Genomic DNA, 18,054 nt, shown 5'->3' with positions numbered 1-18,054 from the left:
TTATGAGACCGGCTGATCATGGATTTGGAACTTAACAAAAGTAAAGAGCGCTTCTGATTTATTCAGAAGCGTTCTTTTTTTGTGTATCAAAGTGGAAGAATAAGTATGTCGTATCTCACATGCGCTTTTGATTGGCATAATACACTAAAATATGACAAAAAGGAGGGATACTATGGATCGCCTGGATTTGATATCACGGATCGAAGATGCCAGACAGTTGTTATATCGCATGCATATGGAATACGGCAGTCTGCTTCATCCGGAAGTGATCCAGCAATCCGTAGTCCTGGACGGGCTTATTAATCAATACAACAGAGCCAAGGTAGGAAAAGCGATGAATTAAGTTCGCCTATTTACATTTGAGTTTTTGTATACTATAGTTAGTTACATGAGTAACTAACCGACTAACTGACTAATGAATACGTATGAAAGTTGGAAGCACATGAAATCGACTTTGGATGAATCTCAGCCTATTTTTCATCAGATTGCCACGATGATTATGGACGATATTGTAGAGGGCAGATTGAAAGTGGAAGAACAGGTTCCCTCAACCAATGAACTGTCACGTTTCTACAATATCAATCCGGCTACAGCCCGCAAAGGACTGCAGGAACTCGTGGACAAGGGGATTATATACAAACAGCGAGGTGTTGGAATGTTTGTTGCAAAGGGAGCAAGAGAAGCATTGCTCGTTGAACGGAAACAAGATTTTTATGAAGAATACATCAAGCCTTTACTTGAAGAAGCCAGACGGATTCACATGAATGAAGACATGATCATTGATCTGATTCGCGGCAAGAAGGATAAGGAGAGTGAGTTATGATTCATATGGAGCAGGTCAACTACAGCTACCAGAAGACGCCCGTTCTGAACCAGGTTACGCTACATGAGAGTGAGCCAATCATTAGTGCAATCTGGGGAAGAAATGGAGCGGGGAAAACAACCATGATGAGTTTACTGGCAGGGCATAACCGCCCGGACAGTGGAACCGTTCAGATCATGGGTCAAGACCCCTATAATAATCTGGCTTCCCAAGAGCATCTGTGTTACATCCAGGAGAATCATCCCCTGGGGAAAAACTGGACAGTTAGTGATATGGTTCAAATGGGACAATATTTTCATCCGCAGTGGAAACAGGATTTGGCGGAACGTTTAATCGATGTGTTCGAACTACCGGCGAAGAAGAAAATCATTAAATTTTCGAAAGGCATGAAGACTGCTGCCCAGATTATATTGGGTCTTGCCAGTAATGCAAAGATAACCATTCTGGATGAACCCACCAATGGGCTCGATGCTGAGAAGCGTAAATTCTTCTATAATGCGCTACTGGAAAGTTATGAAGATAACCCGCGTATGATTCTGATATCCAGCCATCACATTGAGGAGATTCAGCCTTTATGTGAGTCTCTTATCGTTTTGCAAGCCGGAGAGGTGTTGTTAAATCAACCGATGGAAGAGATGCGTGAAAAAGGGATTCTTCTAACAGGGGGAATTGATGATATCAACCGAGTCACAGCAGGTGCTAAAGTTATAGAGTCTTCCCAGATGGGATCAACTGTGAAAGTGATGATTGATGAGCCCTACTCGAAAATGTGGAAGGATATCGCTCATTCACAGGGGCTTTCTATTGAGAAAGCGACATTACAAGATTATTTGGTTAACAGAACCCGTAATCAAGAGGGGGTTAAACCATGAACGCAGTAAAAGGTACAAACCGACTGATTCGCGATGATATGCGTTTGTTTCTGACCATATTTTCATCCATCGCTCTAATGCTCACCGTTGTATATTTGGCCATTGGCTTCATATTTGATGTCTCGTATGCTACGCAACTGTTTGGTCCCATGTACGGAGGGATATGTGCGTTTGCCATCGGGGGAATGATTACACTGTTTCCGGTTGCGATTGGTATGGGCAGTACACGAATTCAATTTATGAAATCCTTCTATATGAACTCGGTATGGATGGTTGCAGGCACCATGGTTATTCTGCATGTGGCGTATTTCCTCATACACCTGCTTCAGGGAAAAGGAATTGTTGACGTAACCCTTTATCAACCGGGCATGTTGTATTCAAGCGAATATCATTTCTTATCCTACCTGTGGATCGATCTGATGTGCGGCTTTCTCGTACTGGGAATCTCTGTCTTCCCAACGGTTTGTTGGATGCGCTTAGGGATGCGTAACTTCTTCATTATGTTCTTTGGGGTAGGCTTGGTCATTACGCTGATAATTACATTGGGCGATCTTGGTGAGTTTATGTTGTGGATTGCTGGGATCAATCGCATGACATTGTTCACCGTTCTGGGATTCATTGGTGGTGCGCTACTACTCTCTACGTACCCGATGATGAAGAATGCGCCGCTTACCATGAAATCCAAAAAAGACTGACAGGAAACAGTTATAAAGGAACTGGGCAAGGAATCTAAGCGAAACTTTCTGTAAATATGAAAAACACGAGTGCGAACACGCCTCGTGTTTTTTTGTATCATATTAAATCACTGAATATACCTATTCAACAATCTTTGTGCGGAATTCCAAACTGAAATGTGTATGAGTTAAGCCTGAGCCTGCGGTTTGAATCCTTCGTCTTTGAGGTACTCGCCGGCTTCGCTACGCGTTTCAAAAGCCATATCCAGGTTATCACCGGAATATACATACCACATGTCATCTTCGTATTTTAAAGTCAGCGTATGTCCATCTTCATCGATCCACGTTCCGCCACCCGTAGAGGTTGTAGACAATGCAGGAGCAGCAGCTTTTACTTGTTCTGGCTCTTGGAATTCAGCTGCGTTGGGATTGTGAGACATCGCTTGGATCGTTTGATCTAACAATGTGCGCAGATCTGTTTCGGAGTAATCACGAATATTGACGAATCCTTTAGCATCGGTCTCATAGTTAGGCAGTAGTCCTGCATAGATATAACCGTTTCCGTTAGGGTGAATATGGAGAGCAACAATTTTTTTATCATACGCACTATCCTCGTAGTGGAAATTAACTCGACCGAGAGAAACATCTTTGCGTTGCAGTTGGGGATACGATTGTAACACTTCAAGCTTTTGTTCCACGTTAAGCATAATTGCCTCCTGTAAATGTTCAATAGAGGTGATTATAACATGCCCTCCTGTTAATTTCCCGATAAAATGTTTCTCGCCAGTTCTTTCAGGTGTTCCATAACTTGCAGATAGGGATAAGGCCCATAGCTTACACGTGCTACACCCAGTGTGGCAAGCTGTTTTGGTGAAGGCTCAGGAGACGTAACCATGACGTTAATTGGCAGTGGTGAACGCTCACATAATTCCTGAATCAGTTGGTGATCCTGCAAACCGGGTACAAACAGACCACTGGCTCCTGCATCTGCATATTGACTCGCACGTATAAGTGCTTCCTCCAGGAGGGAGTGGTTATGGTGTTCAGGTTCATGTTGCAGGAAAATATCTGTGCGGGCGTTAATGAACAACGGTATGCCTGCTTGCTCCGCAGCTTCCCGGGCGGCGGACAATCTCGGACATTGCTCCTCCACAGTGTACAATCCCAAGCCAGCGGGAAGTTGATCTTCCATGTTGATTCCTACAGCACCATGATCGATGACTTGCAGGATATTTCGCTTCACTTCTGACACAGACCTCCCATACCCTCCCTCTATATCGATCGTTACAGGTAGATCCGCACTCGCTGTAATCCTTGCAAGATTGGCAAGCACCAGATGGAATGGCATGGCTTCACCATCGTGTTCACCGTGGGCCGCAGCAACGGACCAGCTTCCGGTAGCAATGGCCGTTGCTCCAGCGGATTGAATGGCTTGTGCACTTCCGGCATCCCACACATTGACCAGAACAAGTGGTTTTCCTTTCACATGGTATTGTTGGAACAACGCTGCTTTTTCTTCTAAAGTACTCATATTATGATGACTCTCCTTTGTTATATCATGCATTTCTTTGGACATTTGATGCGTATTTCATTACTTCATTACTTCATTCTGTTTTTCAGCTACCCTGTTTTTGTTTCTCGTGAGTCAAAAGCCAGTTTTTGCGAGTTAATCCCCCGCCGTATCCGCCCAGCTCACCACTGGCATTGATTACACGGTGGCATGGAATCACAATCGCAAGCTGATTGGCTCCATTCGCCTGTGCCACAGCTCGGCAAGCAGTCGGTTTCCCCAGTGCATTTGCAATCTCCTGATAAGACCTCGTTTCACCAGCCGGAATGGCCAGCAACTCGTCCCACACACGCTTTTGGAATGGTGTTCCTAAACAGAACAACGGTGTGTCGAATGCTGTCCGAATACCTTGAAAGTACTCGTTTAGTTCACGCTCAATGGACTGGATGGGAGGTGTAGAGCCGGGTACAATCGCTGATTTGGTTCGTTTGCGCAGACGCTCAACTTCGCGTTCCAGACCTCTGCGGTCCACAAATTCCAGTAAATATAGCGACTCCTCATCAGCAATAGCCATCATCGGGCCGAGGCGGGTGTCAATCCAGGACGCTTTTAGGATATGTCCTTCATCGACTTGTGTAGGGGCAGCACCCATGATCCGTGAAAAGGCATCGCGGAAGCCGCTGCTTGATTCATATCCGGTAGATAATTGGCTATCAATCACGGTGCGTCCGGAGCGAATATTTTTCAGGGCAAGTCCCATGCGGCGAGCGCGAGCATATTCTACAAAGGTCATGCCGAACCGCTTCTTGAATTGTCGGCGAGCAGTGGATTCGTCGATGGAGAGGGCCTTGAAATCCTGTTCTTTCCAGCGTTTCTCCGGATTTTTCTCCACAGCTTCCACTAATATGCGAACGACATCGGATACTTGGTTAGGGTGAGAGAGCGGACGACAGCGCTGGCAAGGGCGATAAGAGGCCAGAAGTGCCTGCTGAGCCGTCTCATAGAATTCGCAGTTTTCGAATTTTGGCTTTCGCGCCGGGCATGTGGGACGACAGAACACACCCGTGGTTCGGACCCCAACATAGAATAAACCCTCGTATTCCGAATCCTTGGCCACAAGCGCCTCGTAATATTGTTCCTTTAGATCAGCAGAAATCATGGGGCACGTCCTTACTCATTAGAATCTTTATCTATAACCTATTATAGAAAAACGTTACAGCAAGCATCGCCGAAAATCAGGCATGAATATTGGATAGATTAAATCGGATATAACATTGAAATTCGGTTGTTCAGAATTTGTTTAGAGTGAACTGGTAGTATAGACCTATCAGGGTAGGGATACTTAGGCAAAGATACCTATACAGTGAAAAAGTGAATTATTGATCATTCATTGTTATAGGAAAAATACATAGGTAAACATGAAATTAAAGATTAGCGGAATGAAAGTCTGGAGGTCGACTAGAATGAGATATTCTACGTACAAAAGTATTTATGAGTCCGTTTATACCAAAACGTCCGAGTCTCGCACCGTGTATGTTAAAGATCAATTCATGCAGCGTGTGAAGGCGCCATCTTGGCTAATGAAGATCGTCACTATAACTCTAATTATAATCATAGGGTGTAGTGCTGTATTCACTGCATTTGCCGGGGATGAGCAATTATTATCGGGTGACCAGATCGTTGTATCTCAGGGAGATACACTGTGGGGCATTTCATTGGCATATAAACCTCAGCAGATGGACACTCGTGTGTATGTAGAAGCAATCAAGAAAGTGAACAAAATCGAGCATAATGCCATCCAGATTGGACAAGTGTTGGTCTTGCCTGGGTTTGATCGATAAATTAAACAGTGCATGACGTCATGAACAGAGTTCTTTTTTTACTCATCGAGGTGCAGTTACATACTGAATTTATTAATCATTTACATATAATGGAGCTTCATGTGGGACGATATGGTGTAGTGATTAGTAAGTAGTATGTTGGATATACGTGCTGTAGATAGATGAAGGGAGAATTAGATGATGAAAATAAATATAAAGAAATCTGCACTTTGCATGTCTGTGCTATGTATTTCGTTATTAGTCACTGCCTGTGGCACTAGTGGAGAATCAGTTCAGGAGCACGCCTATCCGCAATCGAAGCAACCCGTAGAGGAAGCTGGGGAAAACTCTGTTCCGAATGCGGATGCGAAGAATAACAATGATCAAGGTAGTGCCAGTGGTGATGAGGGCAAGCCTACGGCTCAATCGGAATCCACTGAACCGTCTGAGCAGATTGATATCGTCATTGACCAGTCGGAGAAACCGAGCGAGGGTAACAGCTTTGATTTTGGAATCAAGCAGGTTCCGAAAGGGTATACACTAACGGAGATGCGATGGACGTCTAACACGGTGACGATTGTGAATTCACTACAGGAAGCCATTGAACATGGTGGAAATGGTGAAGAGGGGTTCTACTTTAGCGGCAATGGACAATTCTCCGGCTTTATCTATTCGGATGAGATGAAGGGTGAGCGGGGCAAAGCCACATTTGTCTTCACAAATGATGAGGGGAACGAAATCATGTCGGAAAAAGAAATTACGTTGAAGTAGCACGCATATGATTAAAGCTCCGACTGGAGCCTGTTGAACAGGAAAAGCAGCCACTTGGGCTGCTTTTTTTGACATACATAATTACAAGCTCGCCGATCTATCCGTTCTGTTGCTACATAAAGTCAAAGAAATAACGGACCACGTGGAACATAACCGGCGAGGTATAGGTCAGGCTGTCGACCCGGCTCAGGTAGCTTTTTTTGAGCGAATCGAACTTGTTGTCATCTCCAATTAATAGGTCGCGTTTCAGTACAGACACCGTCAGACTGCCGAAGAATCCAGCCAAACTGATCAAGACCCCGATGAATAGCGAGAATTTCCAATCAAATGGCGTCAGGTAGGGATGGATAAAATAAGACGTTGCTGTCGTTACAATAAACGCACACGCGAACCCTTCCCAGGTGACAAAAGGATTGGCGGTAGGCACCACTTTTCGTTTGCCCAGATAGAGAGAGACCAGATAGTGCACCACATCATTAAGCTGTGTTAACACGACTAGGAACAACACCAGCTTGGACCCGTACTCCGGTGTGGCAAAAGGAAAATAGGCCAGGTGGCTCAGTCCAAACACCATCAGCATCAGTCCCCATTGCGTGGAGCTGACACTGCGCAGGAACCCGACCGTACCTTTGTTAATCAAACGTGGCAGGGGCAGCACTAGGAACACATATAGGGGAATAAACACGATAAACATGCCATACCATCCAATGTAGATCCAGTAGAACTGAACCGGAATCGCCAGATACGCCCATAGGAACAGCCTGCGGTCGGCTTTGCGTGTGCTGCGAATCATGGAGAAGTATTCTTTGAGTGAGAAGAATGCAAGCACCATGAGGGAGATGAGGGACACGATGGGGTTGAAAAGGGTGGCGAGGCAGAAGATCACAAACATACCCCACCAAGTTTTGATTTTTTGGCCGATGCCTGAATAGTCTTTGCTTGGCTGGAGCTTTGCAATAATTTTGTACACGATATGTATCACAAGTAAAGCTGTGAAGATTAACGTTAGTGTAAAGAGTGAACTGCTCACGTACTGATCACCTGCTTATTCAAAGTAAGATTCCATTATAGGGTACCTATGTTATTATGAAGGAATAGTACCGACTTGATAAGGGGAAATTTTGCTATGACAGATGAACGCTCCATCTATATCCTGCTTACGAATACAGGAACGCTGTTTACCAAGGTTATTCAGAGTTATACCCGAGCGCCATATAATCACGCATCGATCTCGTTTGACCGGGAGTTAACCGAGCTGTACAGCTTCGGACGCAAACATCCGAGCAATCCGCTAAATGGCGGGTTTGTGAAGGAAGATATTCAGACAGGTACATACAGCAAATATCCCAATACCACATGTGTCATATACAAGCTTCAGGTGACGGATCGTGAAGTGGAAAAGATGAAACGTGTGCTGCACATCTTCATCCGCAGCCGCCAGAAATATATGTACAATCTGCTCGGCGTGATTGGCATTACACTCAAGGAACCGGTGGAGTTCAGCAACTCCTACTTCTGCTCCCAATTTGTAGCTGAGATTCTACAGCGTTCGGGAATCAAATTGTGGAATAAGCTGCCTGCGCTGGTGACACCGGATGATTTTCGCCAGAGTGAACGGTTGCAGCTAGTCTATGAAGGGAAGTTGAGTGAGTACACATGATAAACAGCCTGTGACTCGGATATACCGGGCGACAGGCTGTTTGCGTACACTTGCATTTTCATGAAATTTATTTTCGTGTCAGAGTGTATCCTTTATCTTGCAGTAGTTTTACAATTCCGTGGTCACCCAAATAGTGCGCTGCACCAACTACGATGAAGTATTCCTCATTTTTCCCGTTTTCTAGGTATCCTTCAATTTTATTGGCCATGTCAATGTTACGATCAATCAGCATCGCCTTATTGTATTCTTCATTTTCGGAGAAGCTGTTTGTCAGCTCTAACAACTGCTCGTCGCTCCCAGTTTTCCACATTTCGACTATCCCACTAACGTTGCTTTCCAATACATCGAAATTATCCAATGTTGCACTCAGTGAGCTTTCCTGTAGTTCTTTGGAGAAACCATCCAGCATACTAAGCTGGGATTCATAGGATTCCAGCTCAATGATCGGTAGCTTCTGTTCGATGGCCTTCTGGATGAAATATAGATCCACTCCCGCAGATTCTGTATATCCAACTTTCGCCGACTTTAGGCTGGCAAGTGTGCTCTCAACGACCCATGGCTTGTATGCGTCCAAAGCACTGGGTGCTGCCCCATTTTTCTTCAGAATTTCTTCCAATTTGCCATAAGTCTCGCTGGAAATGTGTTCCTTTAGAGTTGTTCCATCTTGGTATGTACCCTTACTGAGTACCAGCTGTTGTTGTGCTGCATCGGCTGCTTTACTCATATCAATTTCTACTCCAAGATAATCAGCCTCAGCGAACGCCTCTTCAAATTCTTTGCGCAACGGGTAGAGGTTGTCATTCGCGATATGAATCGATCCTACCAGATATACTGTATTGCCATTGCTTTCGACTTCCCACATGAAGCCTTCGCCACCCGTTGGGAATGCTTCTTTCGCCTCTCCCTTGGATACCAGGAAAACCGTGCAAGTTGTGTGATCCCAGCGAACTTCGTAGCCTGTTGCATCCCCTACGATGCGAATCGGAGCATATGTTACGCCATTGATACGCGTAAGCTTACTTTGGAGAGTAATCGTTTTGCCGTCAACAATGGCGGTAATGGTATCATCTGAAGCTGTAGTCAACTTCACATCCATGGCGTCCAGCGTAGAGCGCAACGGGACAAGAGTTATCCCCTTATCATTAACAGGTGCTCCTACAGCGTATGCAACGAGTTCATCATTTACCTTCACTGACGTCTGTTGCGGAGCGGCTATGGCGGGTACTGCGGATGCGAGTAAACCTGCTGAAATGGTAAGAGACAAGAAAAGACGTTTCCAATTTTTCAAGTAAAAACCTCCTAATATGAGTGAATTCAACACTTGCAAACCGTTCTGCTTCCCTGTCTCAGAGCTAAGTTGAAAGTTTCTTTTATTACTGCGATACGAGTATTAAGGGAAGGGTGGGTGTTTTGTATTGCTATAACTCTCAATATGTTTAGATACCGTTCATTGTTATGATTTTACGTTAATAATCCTATTTGAATAAACATCCTTTCTTGGATATTTACAATTGTATTTATATCTGATAAAGCACCTATATATGTAGCACGAAACATCTCTAACTTACTTCCTAACTTGATTTCCAGACTGCGGATGACCAGCTGAAAAAAATATTCGCATCATTTTGGTTTGAAGCAGCGCGTAATATTGAACGAGTCCATCTATAATCGCGCGCTGCTTTTTGAGGATATCATGGATATCAGCTGAGAAGGAGCCCTCTTAGTTAGGTTTCACGATTGTTGAAATCTACCATCCCGCAACTGATCCACGAACCCCTGAAGCCACACGTAATACTGCTCTGCATGTTGAAGTTTGTGCAGATCCCGCAGTGCGGCATCCCGATCTTCGGAAGAGGTATGCTCAGAGAGGATTATGGACGACAGATCCGGAATGACCTCACGGATGCCTTCTAACATCACATCCACTTCCCGTTGCAGCTTGGAACCGAAGAAGTTCTGAAATGTACGATAGAAATCGGTCTCAGCCAGATACTGATCCTGACGCTCCTTCTTTTCCTCCAGCTTATAGATCATCTGTGATTCTGTAAGCGAACGAACCGCGTAGCTCATGTTGCTCTTGCTCATATTCATTGAATTCTTCATTTCTTCAAGTGTCATCGGTCGATCCTCAAAATACATGATGCCGTACAATTTGCCAAACGTATGATTAACCCCATACAGATCCATCGTATTGGCGATGGCCTCAATAACTCTCTCCCTCAGCGCATGCCGATCAGGTAACGAAGAATGATTCGAGTTCCCGGCGGTTTCTTTTCCCACAATGTCACCTCTGGTTTATGATAGCGTTCCCACTAGCTGCCTCATATTTTACATGACTTGCTCCAATTTTAACATAAGCCGGAATTAGAATTTTCAATACGAGTGTACAATCAATTTTGTACAGAATAAATATAAAGCGGATTATACTCAAAAATTCCCAATCATTAAAGAAAAATTGGACAGTAAGGAGTGGGGGATTTGCGTTTAAAACTATGGAGGGAGTCTGAGGCGGTTCTATTCACGCTGCCAGCTCTAATCCCATTGCTGATCTTCTGGCTGGGACCTCTGGGATATATCGTTTATCTCAGTTTCACCGATTGGGACTTCATGAGCCCGGATAAGCTGTTCGTTGGTTTGGACAATTACAGTTATCTGCTGACAAACTCTGAATTCTATCGTTCATTGAAAGTAACCTTGTTATTCGGACTTGGAAGTGTAATCCCAACCATTGTGGGCGGATTGGCACTTGCGATGCTCATGAATAGCAAGATCAAATCATCAGGCATCTTCCGGACATTACTCTTCTCACCTTGGGTCACCCCGACAGTTGCGGTGTCCATTGCGTGGTCCTGGATCTTTGAACCCGAAGTGGGACTCGCTAATCTGATGCTGGGCTGGGTTGGCGTATCTCCGATCGGATGGTTGCGTGACGCGGACTGGGCACTGGTTGCCGTTCTGATCGTCACACTCTGGAAGTCGATCGGGTGGGCGATGGTATTTTATCTCGTTGCGCTACGAAATCTACCGTCCGATCTGCTCGAAGCAGCTTCAATCGATGGAGCCAACGGTTGGGACAAGTTCAGAAGTATCACACTGCCGCTGATCTCACCAACGACATTTTTTCTCTCGATTATTCTTACTATCCAGTCCTTGCAAGCCTATGACCAGATTAATGTCATGACGCAGGGTGGACCAGCGGGATCAACGAGAACGTTGCTGTATATGTATTACCAGTCTGCCTTCGAATCCTTTAACGTAGGTGAAGCTTCGTCCATCGCCGTTGTGATTATTCTGATCTGCGTGTTGCTGTCGGGAGTATCCTTCCTGCTTGGCAGACGTCTGGTGCACTACTAATGACAATGACATTGCCTACCAAAAAGTCTAAACGGATGAAGCGCAAGGAGTTGCAGAATGTGTCACAACCGAATTTTAAAATAAGTAAATTAATCCGCTACCTTCTGTTAGCCGTTATTGCGCTGGGTACAGCCTTTCCCTTCTATTGGATGGTCATTAGCGGGTTTAAAACCAATGATGAGATCTGGCAGTTTCCGCCGACCTTCTGGCCAGAGACGTTCCTGTGGAGCAACTACGTGGATGCCTGGAATGCGGCACCATTTGCCCGTTACATCCTGAACAGTACCGGGGTGGCCTTAGCCATCTGTCTATTTCAGATCGTCAACTCCAGTATGATGGCGTACGCCCTGACACATATGAAATTCCGTCTCAAAGGTGTACTGACATCCCTGATTCTGGTGGGTTATATGATACCGAGTACGGCCGTGTATCTGCCTAGTTACCTGGTGCTTAGTGAGCTTAACTTGCTGGATTCCTACACAGGCTTAATTGTATCCAACTGTGTCAGCGTGTTCTCGATCTTTCTGATCCGGCAGGCGTTCATGCAGGTATCTCATGAATTGGTGGAAGCCGGACAGCTGGACGGTGCTTCTCATTTTCGGATTCTCTGGACGATTATCACACCGCTTGTACGCTCAAGCTTCGCTGTGATGGTTCTGATTACGTTCATTGAACAGTACAACAACTATTTCTGGCCTATGCTCATCACCAAAGACCCTGATTTACAGCTGGTATCAGCGGGTCTGCGCAGCTTCTTTGTAGAAGGCGGAGCATATGGACTGGCTTGGCCACAGATTATGGCTGCGAGTGCCTTCACCATCGCACCCCTACTTATTCTCTTCCTGTTCACCCAGAAGACGATCATGCAGAGCGTGAATATTACGGCTGGTGTGAACAAGAACTGAGATTAACTACCTTACTATATAAATTGAAATAAACATTTACACAAAACGGAGAGGACAGAAATAATCTGAAGAAGCGAAGCGCTCGCCTTTATCCCCGGATTTTACCTTTATAAAAAGGAATCAATAAAATCTGGGGATAACAGCGATCGGAAGGTTGTTCTGTCATTGGAGTGGCTAGTGTAAATATTGTTTAGTTCATTTTATGCAAACTACCATTTCACCTAAAACGGGAGGAACAACAATGAATTGGAGTCAGGCAAGCATGACATGGAAAAAGAGATTGAGGTTGAACTGGAAGGGGGGCATGTCGCTGGTACTCGCGACCAGCTTTGCACTGCTAACCGCTTGTGGAACACAAGCACCCGTAGAATCAGGTACGACGGCTACTGCCAGTGGAACCGAAGCTCAGGCGAAAGATCCGGTGGAGATTGAGTTCTGGTATGGTCTGGGTGGTAATCTGGGCGATAACATGAAAAAGACGATTGATGCGTTCAACGCCTCCCAGAACGAAGTCGTTGTAAAAGGGATTGTACAAGCAGATTACACGGAAACGGAACAGAAGCTGCAAGCAGCAATTGCTTCCAAGAAGGTTCCAGCTGCTGTACTCAGCTCCAATATAGACTGGGCACGCAAAGGATATTATGTACCCATGGATGAGATGAGTGCCGCTGATCCAAATTTTAAGAAAGACGATTTCATTCAGACATTCCTGAACCAGGGACAGGTGGATGGAAAGCAATACTTTTTGCCAATGTACGGTACAACCCAGATCATGTATTACCGCATGGATACGTTCAAGGAGAACGGAATCGACCCAGCGAGTCTGACAACATGGGAGAAGCTGGCTGAGGCAGCAGCGAAGATGAGCAAGCAAGAGAATGGCAAGACCACCTTCTACGGTTGGGAACCGATGTGGGGTAGAGACAATATGATTGATGCTGTGCTGGGTAAGGGCGGACAGATTCTTAGCGACGATGGCAAAACCGTCATGATTGACTCCCCGGAATGGATCGAGACATGGGAGTTGTTCCGTAAGTGGATTAACGAAGACAAGATTATGGGCATTCATTATGGAGGTCAGGGCTGGGAGTACTGGTACAAAACGATTGATGATGTGATGAAGAATAAAGCAGCGGGTTACACGGGATCTAGTGGTGACCAAGGCGACTTGGACTTTAGCATAGTCGCTGCAATGCAACAACCAGGCTGGGAAGGCGTTGGTGAAGGAAAACCGGTAGCAAGTGCTATATCGGCAGGTATTCCGTCAGCAGCAACGCCAGAACAACAACAGGCAGCGTACAAGTGGCTTACGTATTTCTCTGAGACTTCGAACACAGCTTCATGGTCCATGAACACCGGATATATTGCAGTTCGTCAATCGGCTCAACAAGATCCAGAGTTCATGAAATTCAGTGAGGAAAATCCACAGATCACTGTACCACTGCAACAGGCAGCTCACGCTTCGGCTCCATTCCAGGATCCAACGGGTGGCAAGATCAATGATGCATTGAAAGATGCAGCTGATCAGGTGCAGATCAATAATATGCCAGCGGAACAAGCGCTGAAGGAAGCGAAAGAGAAAGCGCAGAAGGAATTAGATCGTGTAACGAAATAAGAAACGTATACAGGCAATTGACTCACGCGATAAGGGCGGTACATGCTGTACCGTCCTTTCCGTTTATACAAGATCGCAGACAAGGAGTTTAACCAATGCAAGATGAAATATATGTGGACAGATTACCAAATCCGATTGAAGCCGTTTTGTTTGACAAGGACGGGACATTGCTTGATTTTACAGGTATGTGGGGATTCTGGACCGATTGTGTATTGAACGACTTCAGAGATCAGTTGGCAATCCGAGGACTGCGTATCAACACAGATGAACTTCCGCAGATCTGGGGTACATTCCACGATGAACAAGGCCGAATGAATGGGTATGACGTGCGAGGGCCGCTTGCGATGGGAACCATGGATGAAGTGTATGCCGTGCTGACGTGGCATGGATATCGTGCGGGTCTCAGCTGGGCGGAAGCCAAGATTATGGTTCGGGGATGCTTGGCGCGAGCGGAGGAAGAGATGGAAAAGCATCGTCCGGCACATCCGTTACCGGGCGTTCGTGAATTCCTTGAACAGTGCCGTAGCGAAGGTATCGTTATGGGCGTAGTAACGGCAGATGATACACCAAGTGCGGTTAAACATTTGCAGTGGATGGGACTGGATTCCTTTTTTGACGTGGTGATTGGTACGGATCTGGTGGAGCGGGGCAAACCTTTTCCCGATATGCTACTGCTTGCCTGTAAACGGTTGGGTGTATCTGTGCAGCATACGGTGGTCATTGGAGATACGGACGGAGACATGGAGATGGCACGAACCGCTGGTGCGGGGTACAGGATTGGCATTGGAGAACCGGGAAAAATCCGCTTGGCGGATAGGACGATTCAATCGTTCCATGAATTAATGAATGGTGGGTTCGTCCAATGACGAACAGTCATGCTTACTTGGGCTGGGTACTACTGGCAATGGCCATCGTGCTGGAGCTTAGCGCTACCATTTTGCTGAAAGTATCGGATGGATTCTCGCGGTTATGGCCTTCGGTGTTGATGTTTGTCTGTTATGGCGCAAGCTTTACCTTTCTCAACTTTGCAGTGAAGTCTATGCCGCTGGCTGTGGCATATGCGATCTGGTCTGGCGTGGGCATTACGCTTATTGGCGTCGTGGGGCATTACTATTTTGGTGAACGTCTGCGGCTCACGTCGATGGTCTGGATCGGTTTTATTCTGATTGGCATTATTGGACTGAAATGGAGTGATTCCTGATGGGAAATGAACATACACCGGAGCAACCTCTTGCTACCTTCCAAGTCATTACAGATACGCATGTACGGGATGAGGCAGACCACATTCATAACCGACATTTTGATCTGGCACTTGCTGATATGGCCACGTATAGTCAGGGTAGCAGTGGGATTATGCATGTGGGCGATGTGACAGATCGAGGTCTGCCGAGCGAGTACCGTGAGTTGCAACGTATATGGAAGCAACATGCGGAGCACTTGCCCGATATCCGGTACACGGTAGGTAATCATGATATTGGAGCCGTGGTATGGCAAGATCCGCCGATCGTTTTGCTTGAGATGAAAGAGGATGATGTAGCTGAGTTATTGGAACAAGAGGCAGAAATGGAGCTGGTTCAAAAACAAACCGCTGCTGAATCAGCTGCACTGATTGAGCAGTTATCAGGTGGAACTTATACGTTGTCTGCCGCACCTTCGGAGCAGGAGGGTCAGGATATGTCAGAGGAAGCTCAATCCATCACAGTCGCCGGGTTATGGCAACGTCGATTGAGTGATTTTGAAGCGACAACCGGCATGAAGGGTTCCTACCACGATCACTGGATCGACGGGTATCATTATATTTTCCTGGGCACTGAGCAACCTCATCCGAAGGATTGTGATATGTCGGCTGAACAGTTGAAGTGGCTGGATGCGAAATTGTCTGAACGTGCAACGTCAGATCATCCCATCTTCCTGTTCTTGCACCAGCCGCTTATAGATACGGTAGCTGGGTCGTTGAAGGAACAGGGATGGTATGGGGTGAATCAGGATGCTGAACTCAAGACTGTTCTCGCCAAATATCCGCAAACGATTCTCTTCTCAGGTCATACCCATTGGCAGTTAGAGGCGCAGCATACGATGTATAATGGTGCTGGCCAGATGCCAACCATGTTCAATGCGTCGTCTGTAGGTTATCTCTGGACGGATCAGGATGAGCATCTGGAGGGCAGTGAAGGACTTCATGTGGAGATTTATAAGGATCGAGTCGTTGTGAAGGGACGGAACTTTGTTACGGGCGAATGGATTGAAGGTGCTGAGTTTACGGTGCGTTATCCAGTAGAAGGTTAGTTATTCGGATAGTCGACGGGAAAGGGTCATGCTAAGGGTCAATGTCATTAAGACTTGATGATATTGCTCTAAGGATGGCCTTTTTGGTGTCCATCACTCGATGTGTATCAGATCATCCACCCCATAAAGTTCCACGTGAAACGTAGCAGGGGAGGCTAGAGTTGGGTAAAGTTGTAAATGGGTATGACTACAAACTATACTCAAATAAGTACACATGGTATGCACGTACTCGTTAATTTAACCTATTTACGGAGAGGAAGTAGAAGTGGCATGAGAGAACTTCAAGTTGCAACGAAGTACGGTAACGTTCAAGGAGAGCTTTTGCATGGTGCAAGCGTATGGAAAGGTATTCCCTATGCGAAACCTCCGGTAGGTGAGTTGCGTTTCAAGGCTCCGGTACAGCCCGAGTCATGGGATGGAATCAAACAGGCCACGCAATTTGGACCTGAGAATATACAACCTCGAAATCATCAACCAGAAGGCCTGACAGAACTTCCGAATGAGTCAGAAGATAGTCTATATCTGAACATCTGGGCGCCTAAGGAAAAAAGCGCGGAACCACTGCCGGTCATGGTATGGATTCACGGCGGCTCTTTCGTATCAGGTTCAGGTAGCCAGCCTATGTATGATGGTACGCAGTTAGCGGTTCGGGGTGAGGTCATCGTTGTGACAATCAACTACCGACTCGGACCTTTGGGTTTCCTTCACATGGCCCCATTGGATGATTCATTTGTATCCAATGCAGGTCTGCTGGATCAGGTTGCGGCGTTACAATGGGTGAAGGACAATATCTCTGCTTTTGGTGGTAACCCGGACCAGGTTACGGTGTTCGGCGAATCAGCAGGCAGCATGAGTATTGCGGCGTTGATGGCGATGCCAGCGGCCAAAGGACACTTCCATCGTGCCATTATGGAGAGCGGTGCTTCACAATTCATGCCGGCAGAGCAAGCTTCAGCTATGCGGGAAGGGATACTGAAGATTCTTGGCGTGGACCGGGATAATCTGCAGAAGCTAAGTACAATCCCTGTAGAACAGATTATTGCAGCTGCTGAAACGGCCAAACAGCAGAGCGGAGCGGGCATGGCATTATTCTTCCAACCTGTATTGGATGGGGAGATACTTCCACAGGTTCCACTGCAGGCGGTGAGCGAAGGATCAGCACAGGACATCCCGGTGCTGATTGGTACAACATTGCACGAGGGTGCACTGTTCATCCAGCCGCATGTACCGTATTCAAAAGAAATCGATATGGTTCAGGGCGTAGACTTTATGACACCAGATCTGCAGAACCGGGTATCCATCGCGGATAGTTATCCAAAAACGGCAGATGGACAAGCCCAAGTTATGACCGATATGTTCTTCTGGCGGTCATCGCTGCAATATGCTGCGGCACAGCAGAAGTATGCCCCCGTGTGGATGTATCGATTTGATTGGGTCATGCCGGAACATCCCCTGTTGAAAAGAGCAATTCACAGCATCGAAATGTTCTTTGTGTTCAATACACTGCATGTCCTTAAATTCATGAATGCGGAGCCCGACGAAGCTGCGTCGGTACTTGCTCTCAAGGTACAGGATGCATGGATTTCCTTTGCCAAGAATGGCAAACCTGAGGTTGCAGGTGTGAACTGGCCTGAATATGAGCAGGATCGTGCGACACTAATCTTCAACCATGAGATTGAGGTTGTACATGATCCGGATTCAGCCAAGCGAGAGCTGTTAGGGTTATAATCCAGGCTGGTTATTGTGTATGGATACTCTAAATAG

The 18,054-nt window shown here is 46.2% G+C and carries 20 protein-coding genes; 14 read left to right on the top strand and 6 right to left on the bottom strand.

The features are described from left to right. Positions 1 to 172: 172 nt before the first annotated feature. From MHB43_RS31690 to MHB43_RS31675, 4 genes are all read left to right on the top strand, one after another. Entirely contained in the window at positions 173 to 343 is a 171-nt protein-coding gene (locus MHB43_RS31690) for an aspartyl-phosphate phosphatase Spo0E family protein (protein WP_017691550.1), read from the top strand. A 99-nt stretch (positions 344 to 442) separates the two neighbouring features. Then, positions 443 to 823 carry a GntR family transcriptional regulator gene (locus MHB43_RS31685; protein ID WP_036611682.1) on the top strand — a complete coding sequence of 127 codons (381 nt, stop codon included), beginning with the start codon at positions 443 to 445 and terminating at the stop codon, positions 821 to 823. Beyond that, the gene (locus MHB43_RS31680; protein ID WP_339180660.1) at positions 820 to 1,695 is read left to right on the top strand and encodes an ABC transporter ATP-binding protein; all 876 of its coding nucleotides are present in this window, start codon (positions 820 to 822) and stop codon (positions 1,693 to 1,695) included. Before MHB43_RS31685 ends, MHB43_RS31680 begins: the two co-directional genes overlap by 4 nt. Then, positions 1,692 to 2,390 (top strand): hypothetical protein, encoded by a 699-nt coding sequence (locus MHB43_RS31675; RefSeq protein ID WP_339180657.1) that lies wholly within the window; start codon positions 1,692 to 1,694, stop codon positions 2,388 to 2,390. Before MHB43_RS31680 ends, MHB43_RS31675 begins: the two co-directional genes overlap by 4 nt. A 167-nt stretch (positions 2,391 to 2,557) precedes the next feature. Here MHB43_RS31675 and MHB43_RS31670 read toward each other — a convergent pair whose 3' ends face one another. From MHB43_RS31670 to MHB43_RS31660, 3 genes are all read right to left on the bottom strand, one after another. Beyond that, a complete protein-coding gene (locus MHB43_RS31670) occupies positions 2,558 to 3,076 on the bottom strand; it encodes a hypothetical protein (protein ID WP_237178005.1) in 519 nt (172 codons plus the stop codon). A gap of 50 nt (positions 3,077 to 3,126) precedes the next feature. Next, a complete protein-coding gene (locus MHB43_RS31665; protein WP_339180650.1) occupies positions 3,127 to 3,900 on the bottom strand; it encodes an isocitrate lyase/phosphoenolpyruvate mutase family protein in 774 nt (257 codons plus the stop codon). Positions 3,901 to 3,985: 85 nt separating this feature from the next. Next, positions 3,986 to 5,038: a trifunctional transcriptional activator/DNA repair protein Ada/methylated-DNA--[protein]-cysteine S-methyltransferase gene (locus MHB43_RS31660; protein WP_339180647.1), complete on the bottom strand. Its 1,053-nt coding sequence runs from the start codon at positions 5,036 to 5,038 to the stop codon at positions 3,986 to 3,988. A gap of 304 nt (positions 5,039 to 5,342) precedes the next feature. Between MHB43_RS31660 and MHB43_RS31655 the strand changes: the two genes are divergently transcribed. Further along, positions 5,343 to 5,720, top strand: a complete 378-nt coding sequence (locus MHB43_RS31655) for a LysM peptidoglycan-binding domain-containing protein (protein WP_221820068.1) — start codon at positions 5,343 to 5,345, stop codon at positions 5,718 to 5,720. Between the two features lie 177 nt (positions 5,721 to 5,897). Next, entirely contained in the window at positions 5,898 to 6,470 is a 573-nt protein-coding gene (locus tag MHB43_RS31650) for a hypothetical protein (RefSeq protein ID WP_339298589.1), read from the top strand. A gap of 112 nt (positions 6,471 to 6,582) precedes the next feature. On the opposite strand, the gene MHB43_RS31645 is transcribed toward MHB43_RS31650, so the two are convergent. Further along, entirely contained in the window at positions 6,583 to 7,500 is a 918-nt protein-coding gene (locus tag MHB43_RS31645) for a phosphatidate cytidylyltransferase (RefSeq protein ID WP_076213755.1), read from the bottom strand. Positions 7,501 to 7,596: 96 nt separating this feature from the next. Between MHB43_RS31645 and MHB43_RS31640 the strand changes: the two genes are divergently transcribed. Further along, entirely contained in the window at positions 7,597 to 8,130 is a 534-nt protein-coding gene (locus MHB43_RS31640; protein WP_339180641.1) for a hypothetical protein, read from the top strand. 67 nt (positions 8,131 to 8,197) lie between these two features. Here the strand turns inward: MHB43_RS31640 and MHB43_RS31635 are convergent, their stop codons facing one another. Next, entirely contained in the window at positions 8,198 to 9,418 is a 1,221-nt protein-coding gene (locus MHB43_RS31635) for a TraB/GumN family protein (protein ID WP_405131058.1), read from the bottom strand. Between the two features lie 443 nt (positions 9,419 to 9,861). Further along, a complete protein-coding gene (locus MHB43_RS31630) occupies positions 9,862 to 10,410 on the bottom strand; it encodes a transcriptional regulator (protein WP_339180635.1) in 549 nt (182 codons plus the stop codon). 198 nt (positions 10,411 to 10,608) lie between these two features. Between MHB43_RS31630 and MHB43_RS31625 the strand changes: the two genes are divergently transcribed. The 7 genes from MHB43_RS31625 (at position 10,609) to MHB43_RS31595 (ending at position 18,018) form a co-directional block, all read left to right on the top strand. Then, complete coding sequence (locus MHB43_RS31625; protein WP_036671737.1) at positions 10,609 to 11,484, top strand: carbohydrate ABC transporter permease; 876 nt, start codon at positions 10,609 to 10,611, stop codon at positions 11,482 to 11,484. A 59-nt stretch (positions 11,485 to 11,543) separates the two neighbouring features. Beyond that, entirely contained in the window at positions 11,544 to 12,389 is an 846-nt protein-coding gene (locus tag MHB43_RS31620) for a carbohydrate ABC transporter permease (protein ID WP_235599520.1), read from the top strand. Positions 12,390 to 12,630: 241 nt separating this feature from the next. Further along, positions 12,631 to 14,004 carry an ABC transporter substrate-binding protein gene (locus MHB43_RS31615; RefSeq protein ID WP_405131057.1) on the top strand — a complete coding sequence of 458 codons (1,374 nt, stop codon included), beginning with the start codon at positions 12,631 to 12,633 and terminating at the stop codon, positions 14,002 to 14,004. Positions 14,005 to 14,099: 95 nt separating this feature from the next. After that, entirely contained in the window at positions 14,100 to 14,870 is a 771-nt protein-coding gene (locus MHB43_RS31610) for an HAD family hydrolase (RefSeq protein WP_339180627.1), read from the top strand. Further along, positions 14,867 to 15,205: a multidrug efflux SMR transporter gene (locus MHB43_RS31605; RefSeq protein ID WP_339180624.1), complete on the top strand. Its 339-nt coding sequence runs from the start codon at positions 14,867 to 14,869 to the stop codon at positions 15,203 to 15,205. The genes MHB43_RS31610 and MHB43_RS31605 overlap by 4 nt, the downstream gene beginning before the upstream one ends. Further along, the gene (locus MHB43_RS31600; protein WP_405131056.1) at positions 15,205 to 16,290 is read left to right on the top strand and encodes a metallophosphoesterase family protein; all 1,086 of its coding nucleotides are present in this window, start codon (positions 15,205 to 15,207) and stop codon (positions 16,288 to 16,290) included. The genes MHB43_RS31605 and MHB43_RS31600 overlap by 1 nt, the downstream gene beginning before the upstream one ends. A 270-nt stretch (positions 16,291 to 16,560) precedes the next feature. Next, complete coding sequence (locus tag MHB43_RS31595) at positions 16,561 to 18,018, top strand: carboxylesterase/lipase family protein (protein WP_339180618.1); 1,458 nt, start codon at positions 16,561 to 16,563, stop codon at positions 18,016 to 18,018. Positions 18,019 to 18,054: the final 36 nt, after the last annotated feature.

The sequence above is a fragment of the Paenibacillus sp. FSL H8-0317 genome (assembly GCF_045040685.1).
Classification (GTDB): domain Bacteria; phylum Bacillota; class Bacilli; order Paenibacillales; family Paenibacillaceae; genus Paenibacillus.
The sequence above is the reverse complement of the archived record's forward strand: the minus strand, read 5'-3'. Positions and strand labels throughout refer to the sequence as shown.

Bases quoted from the DNA above. Each gene is read 5' to 3' on its own strand.
- MHB43_RS31690 (WP_017691550.1), top strand. From the start codon at position 173: ATGGATCGCCTGGATTTGATATCACGGATCGAAGATGCCAGACAGTTG.
- MHB43_RS31685 (WP_036611682.1), top strand. From the start codon at position 443: ATGAAATCGACTTTGGATGAATCTCAGCCTATTTTTCATCAGATTGCC.
- MHB43_RS31680 (WP_339180660.1), top strand. From the start codon at position 820: ATGATTCATATGGAGCAGGTCAACTACAGCTACCAGAAGACGCCCGTT.
- MHB43_RS31675 (WP_339180657.1), top strand. From the start codon at position 1,692: ATGAACGCAGTAAAAGGTACAAACCGACTGATTCGCGATGATATGCGT.
- MHB43_RS31670 (WP_237178005.1), bottom strand. From the start codon at position 3,076: ATGCTTAACGTGGAACAAAAGCTTGAAGTGTTACAATCGTATCCCCAA.
- MHB43_RS31665 (WP_339180650.1), bottom strand. From the start codon at position 3,900: ATGAGTACTTTAGAAGAAAAAGCAGCGTTGTTCCAACAATACCATGTG.
- MHB43_RS31660 (WP_339180647.1), bottom strand. From the start codon at position 5,038: ATGATTTCTGCTGATCTAAAGGAACAATATTACGAGGCGCTTGTGGCC.
- MHB43_RS31655 (WP_221820068.1), top strand. From the start codon at position 5,343: ATGAGATATTCTACGTACAAAAGTATTTATGAGTCCGTTTATACCAAA.
- MHB43_RS31650 (WP_339298589.1), top strand. From the start codon at position 5,898: ATGATGAAAATAAATATAAAGAAATCTGCACTTTGCATGTCTGTGCTA.
- MHB43_RS31640 (WP_339180641.1), top strand. From the start codon at position 7,597: ATGACAGATGAACGCTCCATCTATATCCTGCTTACGAATACAGGAACG.
- MHB43_RS31615 (WP_405131057.1), top strand. From the start codon at position 12,631: ATGAATTGGAGTCAGGCAAGCATGACATGGAAAAAGAGATTGAGGTTG.
- MHB43_RS31610 (WP_339180627.1), top strand. From the start codon at position 14,100: ATGCAAGATGAAATATATGTGGACAGATTACCAAATCCGATTGAAGCC.
- MHB43_RS31605 (WP_339180624.1), top strand. From the start codon at position 14,867: ATGACGAACAGTCATGCTTACTTGGGCTGGGTACTACTGGCAATGGCC.
- MHB43_RS31600 (WP_405131056.1), top strand. From the start codon at position 15,205: ATGGGAAATGAACATACACCGGAGCAACCTCTTGCTACCTTCCAAGTC.
- MHB43_RS31595 (WP_339180618.1), top strand. From the start codon at position 16,561: ATGAGAGAACTTCAAGTTGCAACGAAGTACGGTAACGTTCAAGGAGAG.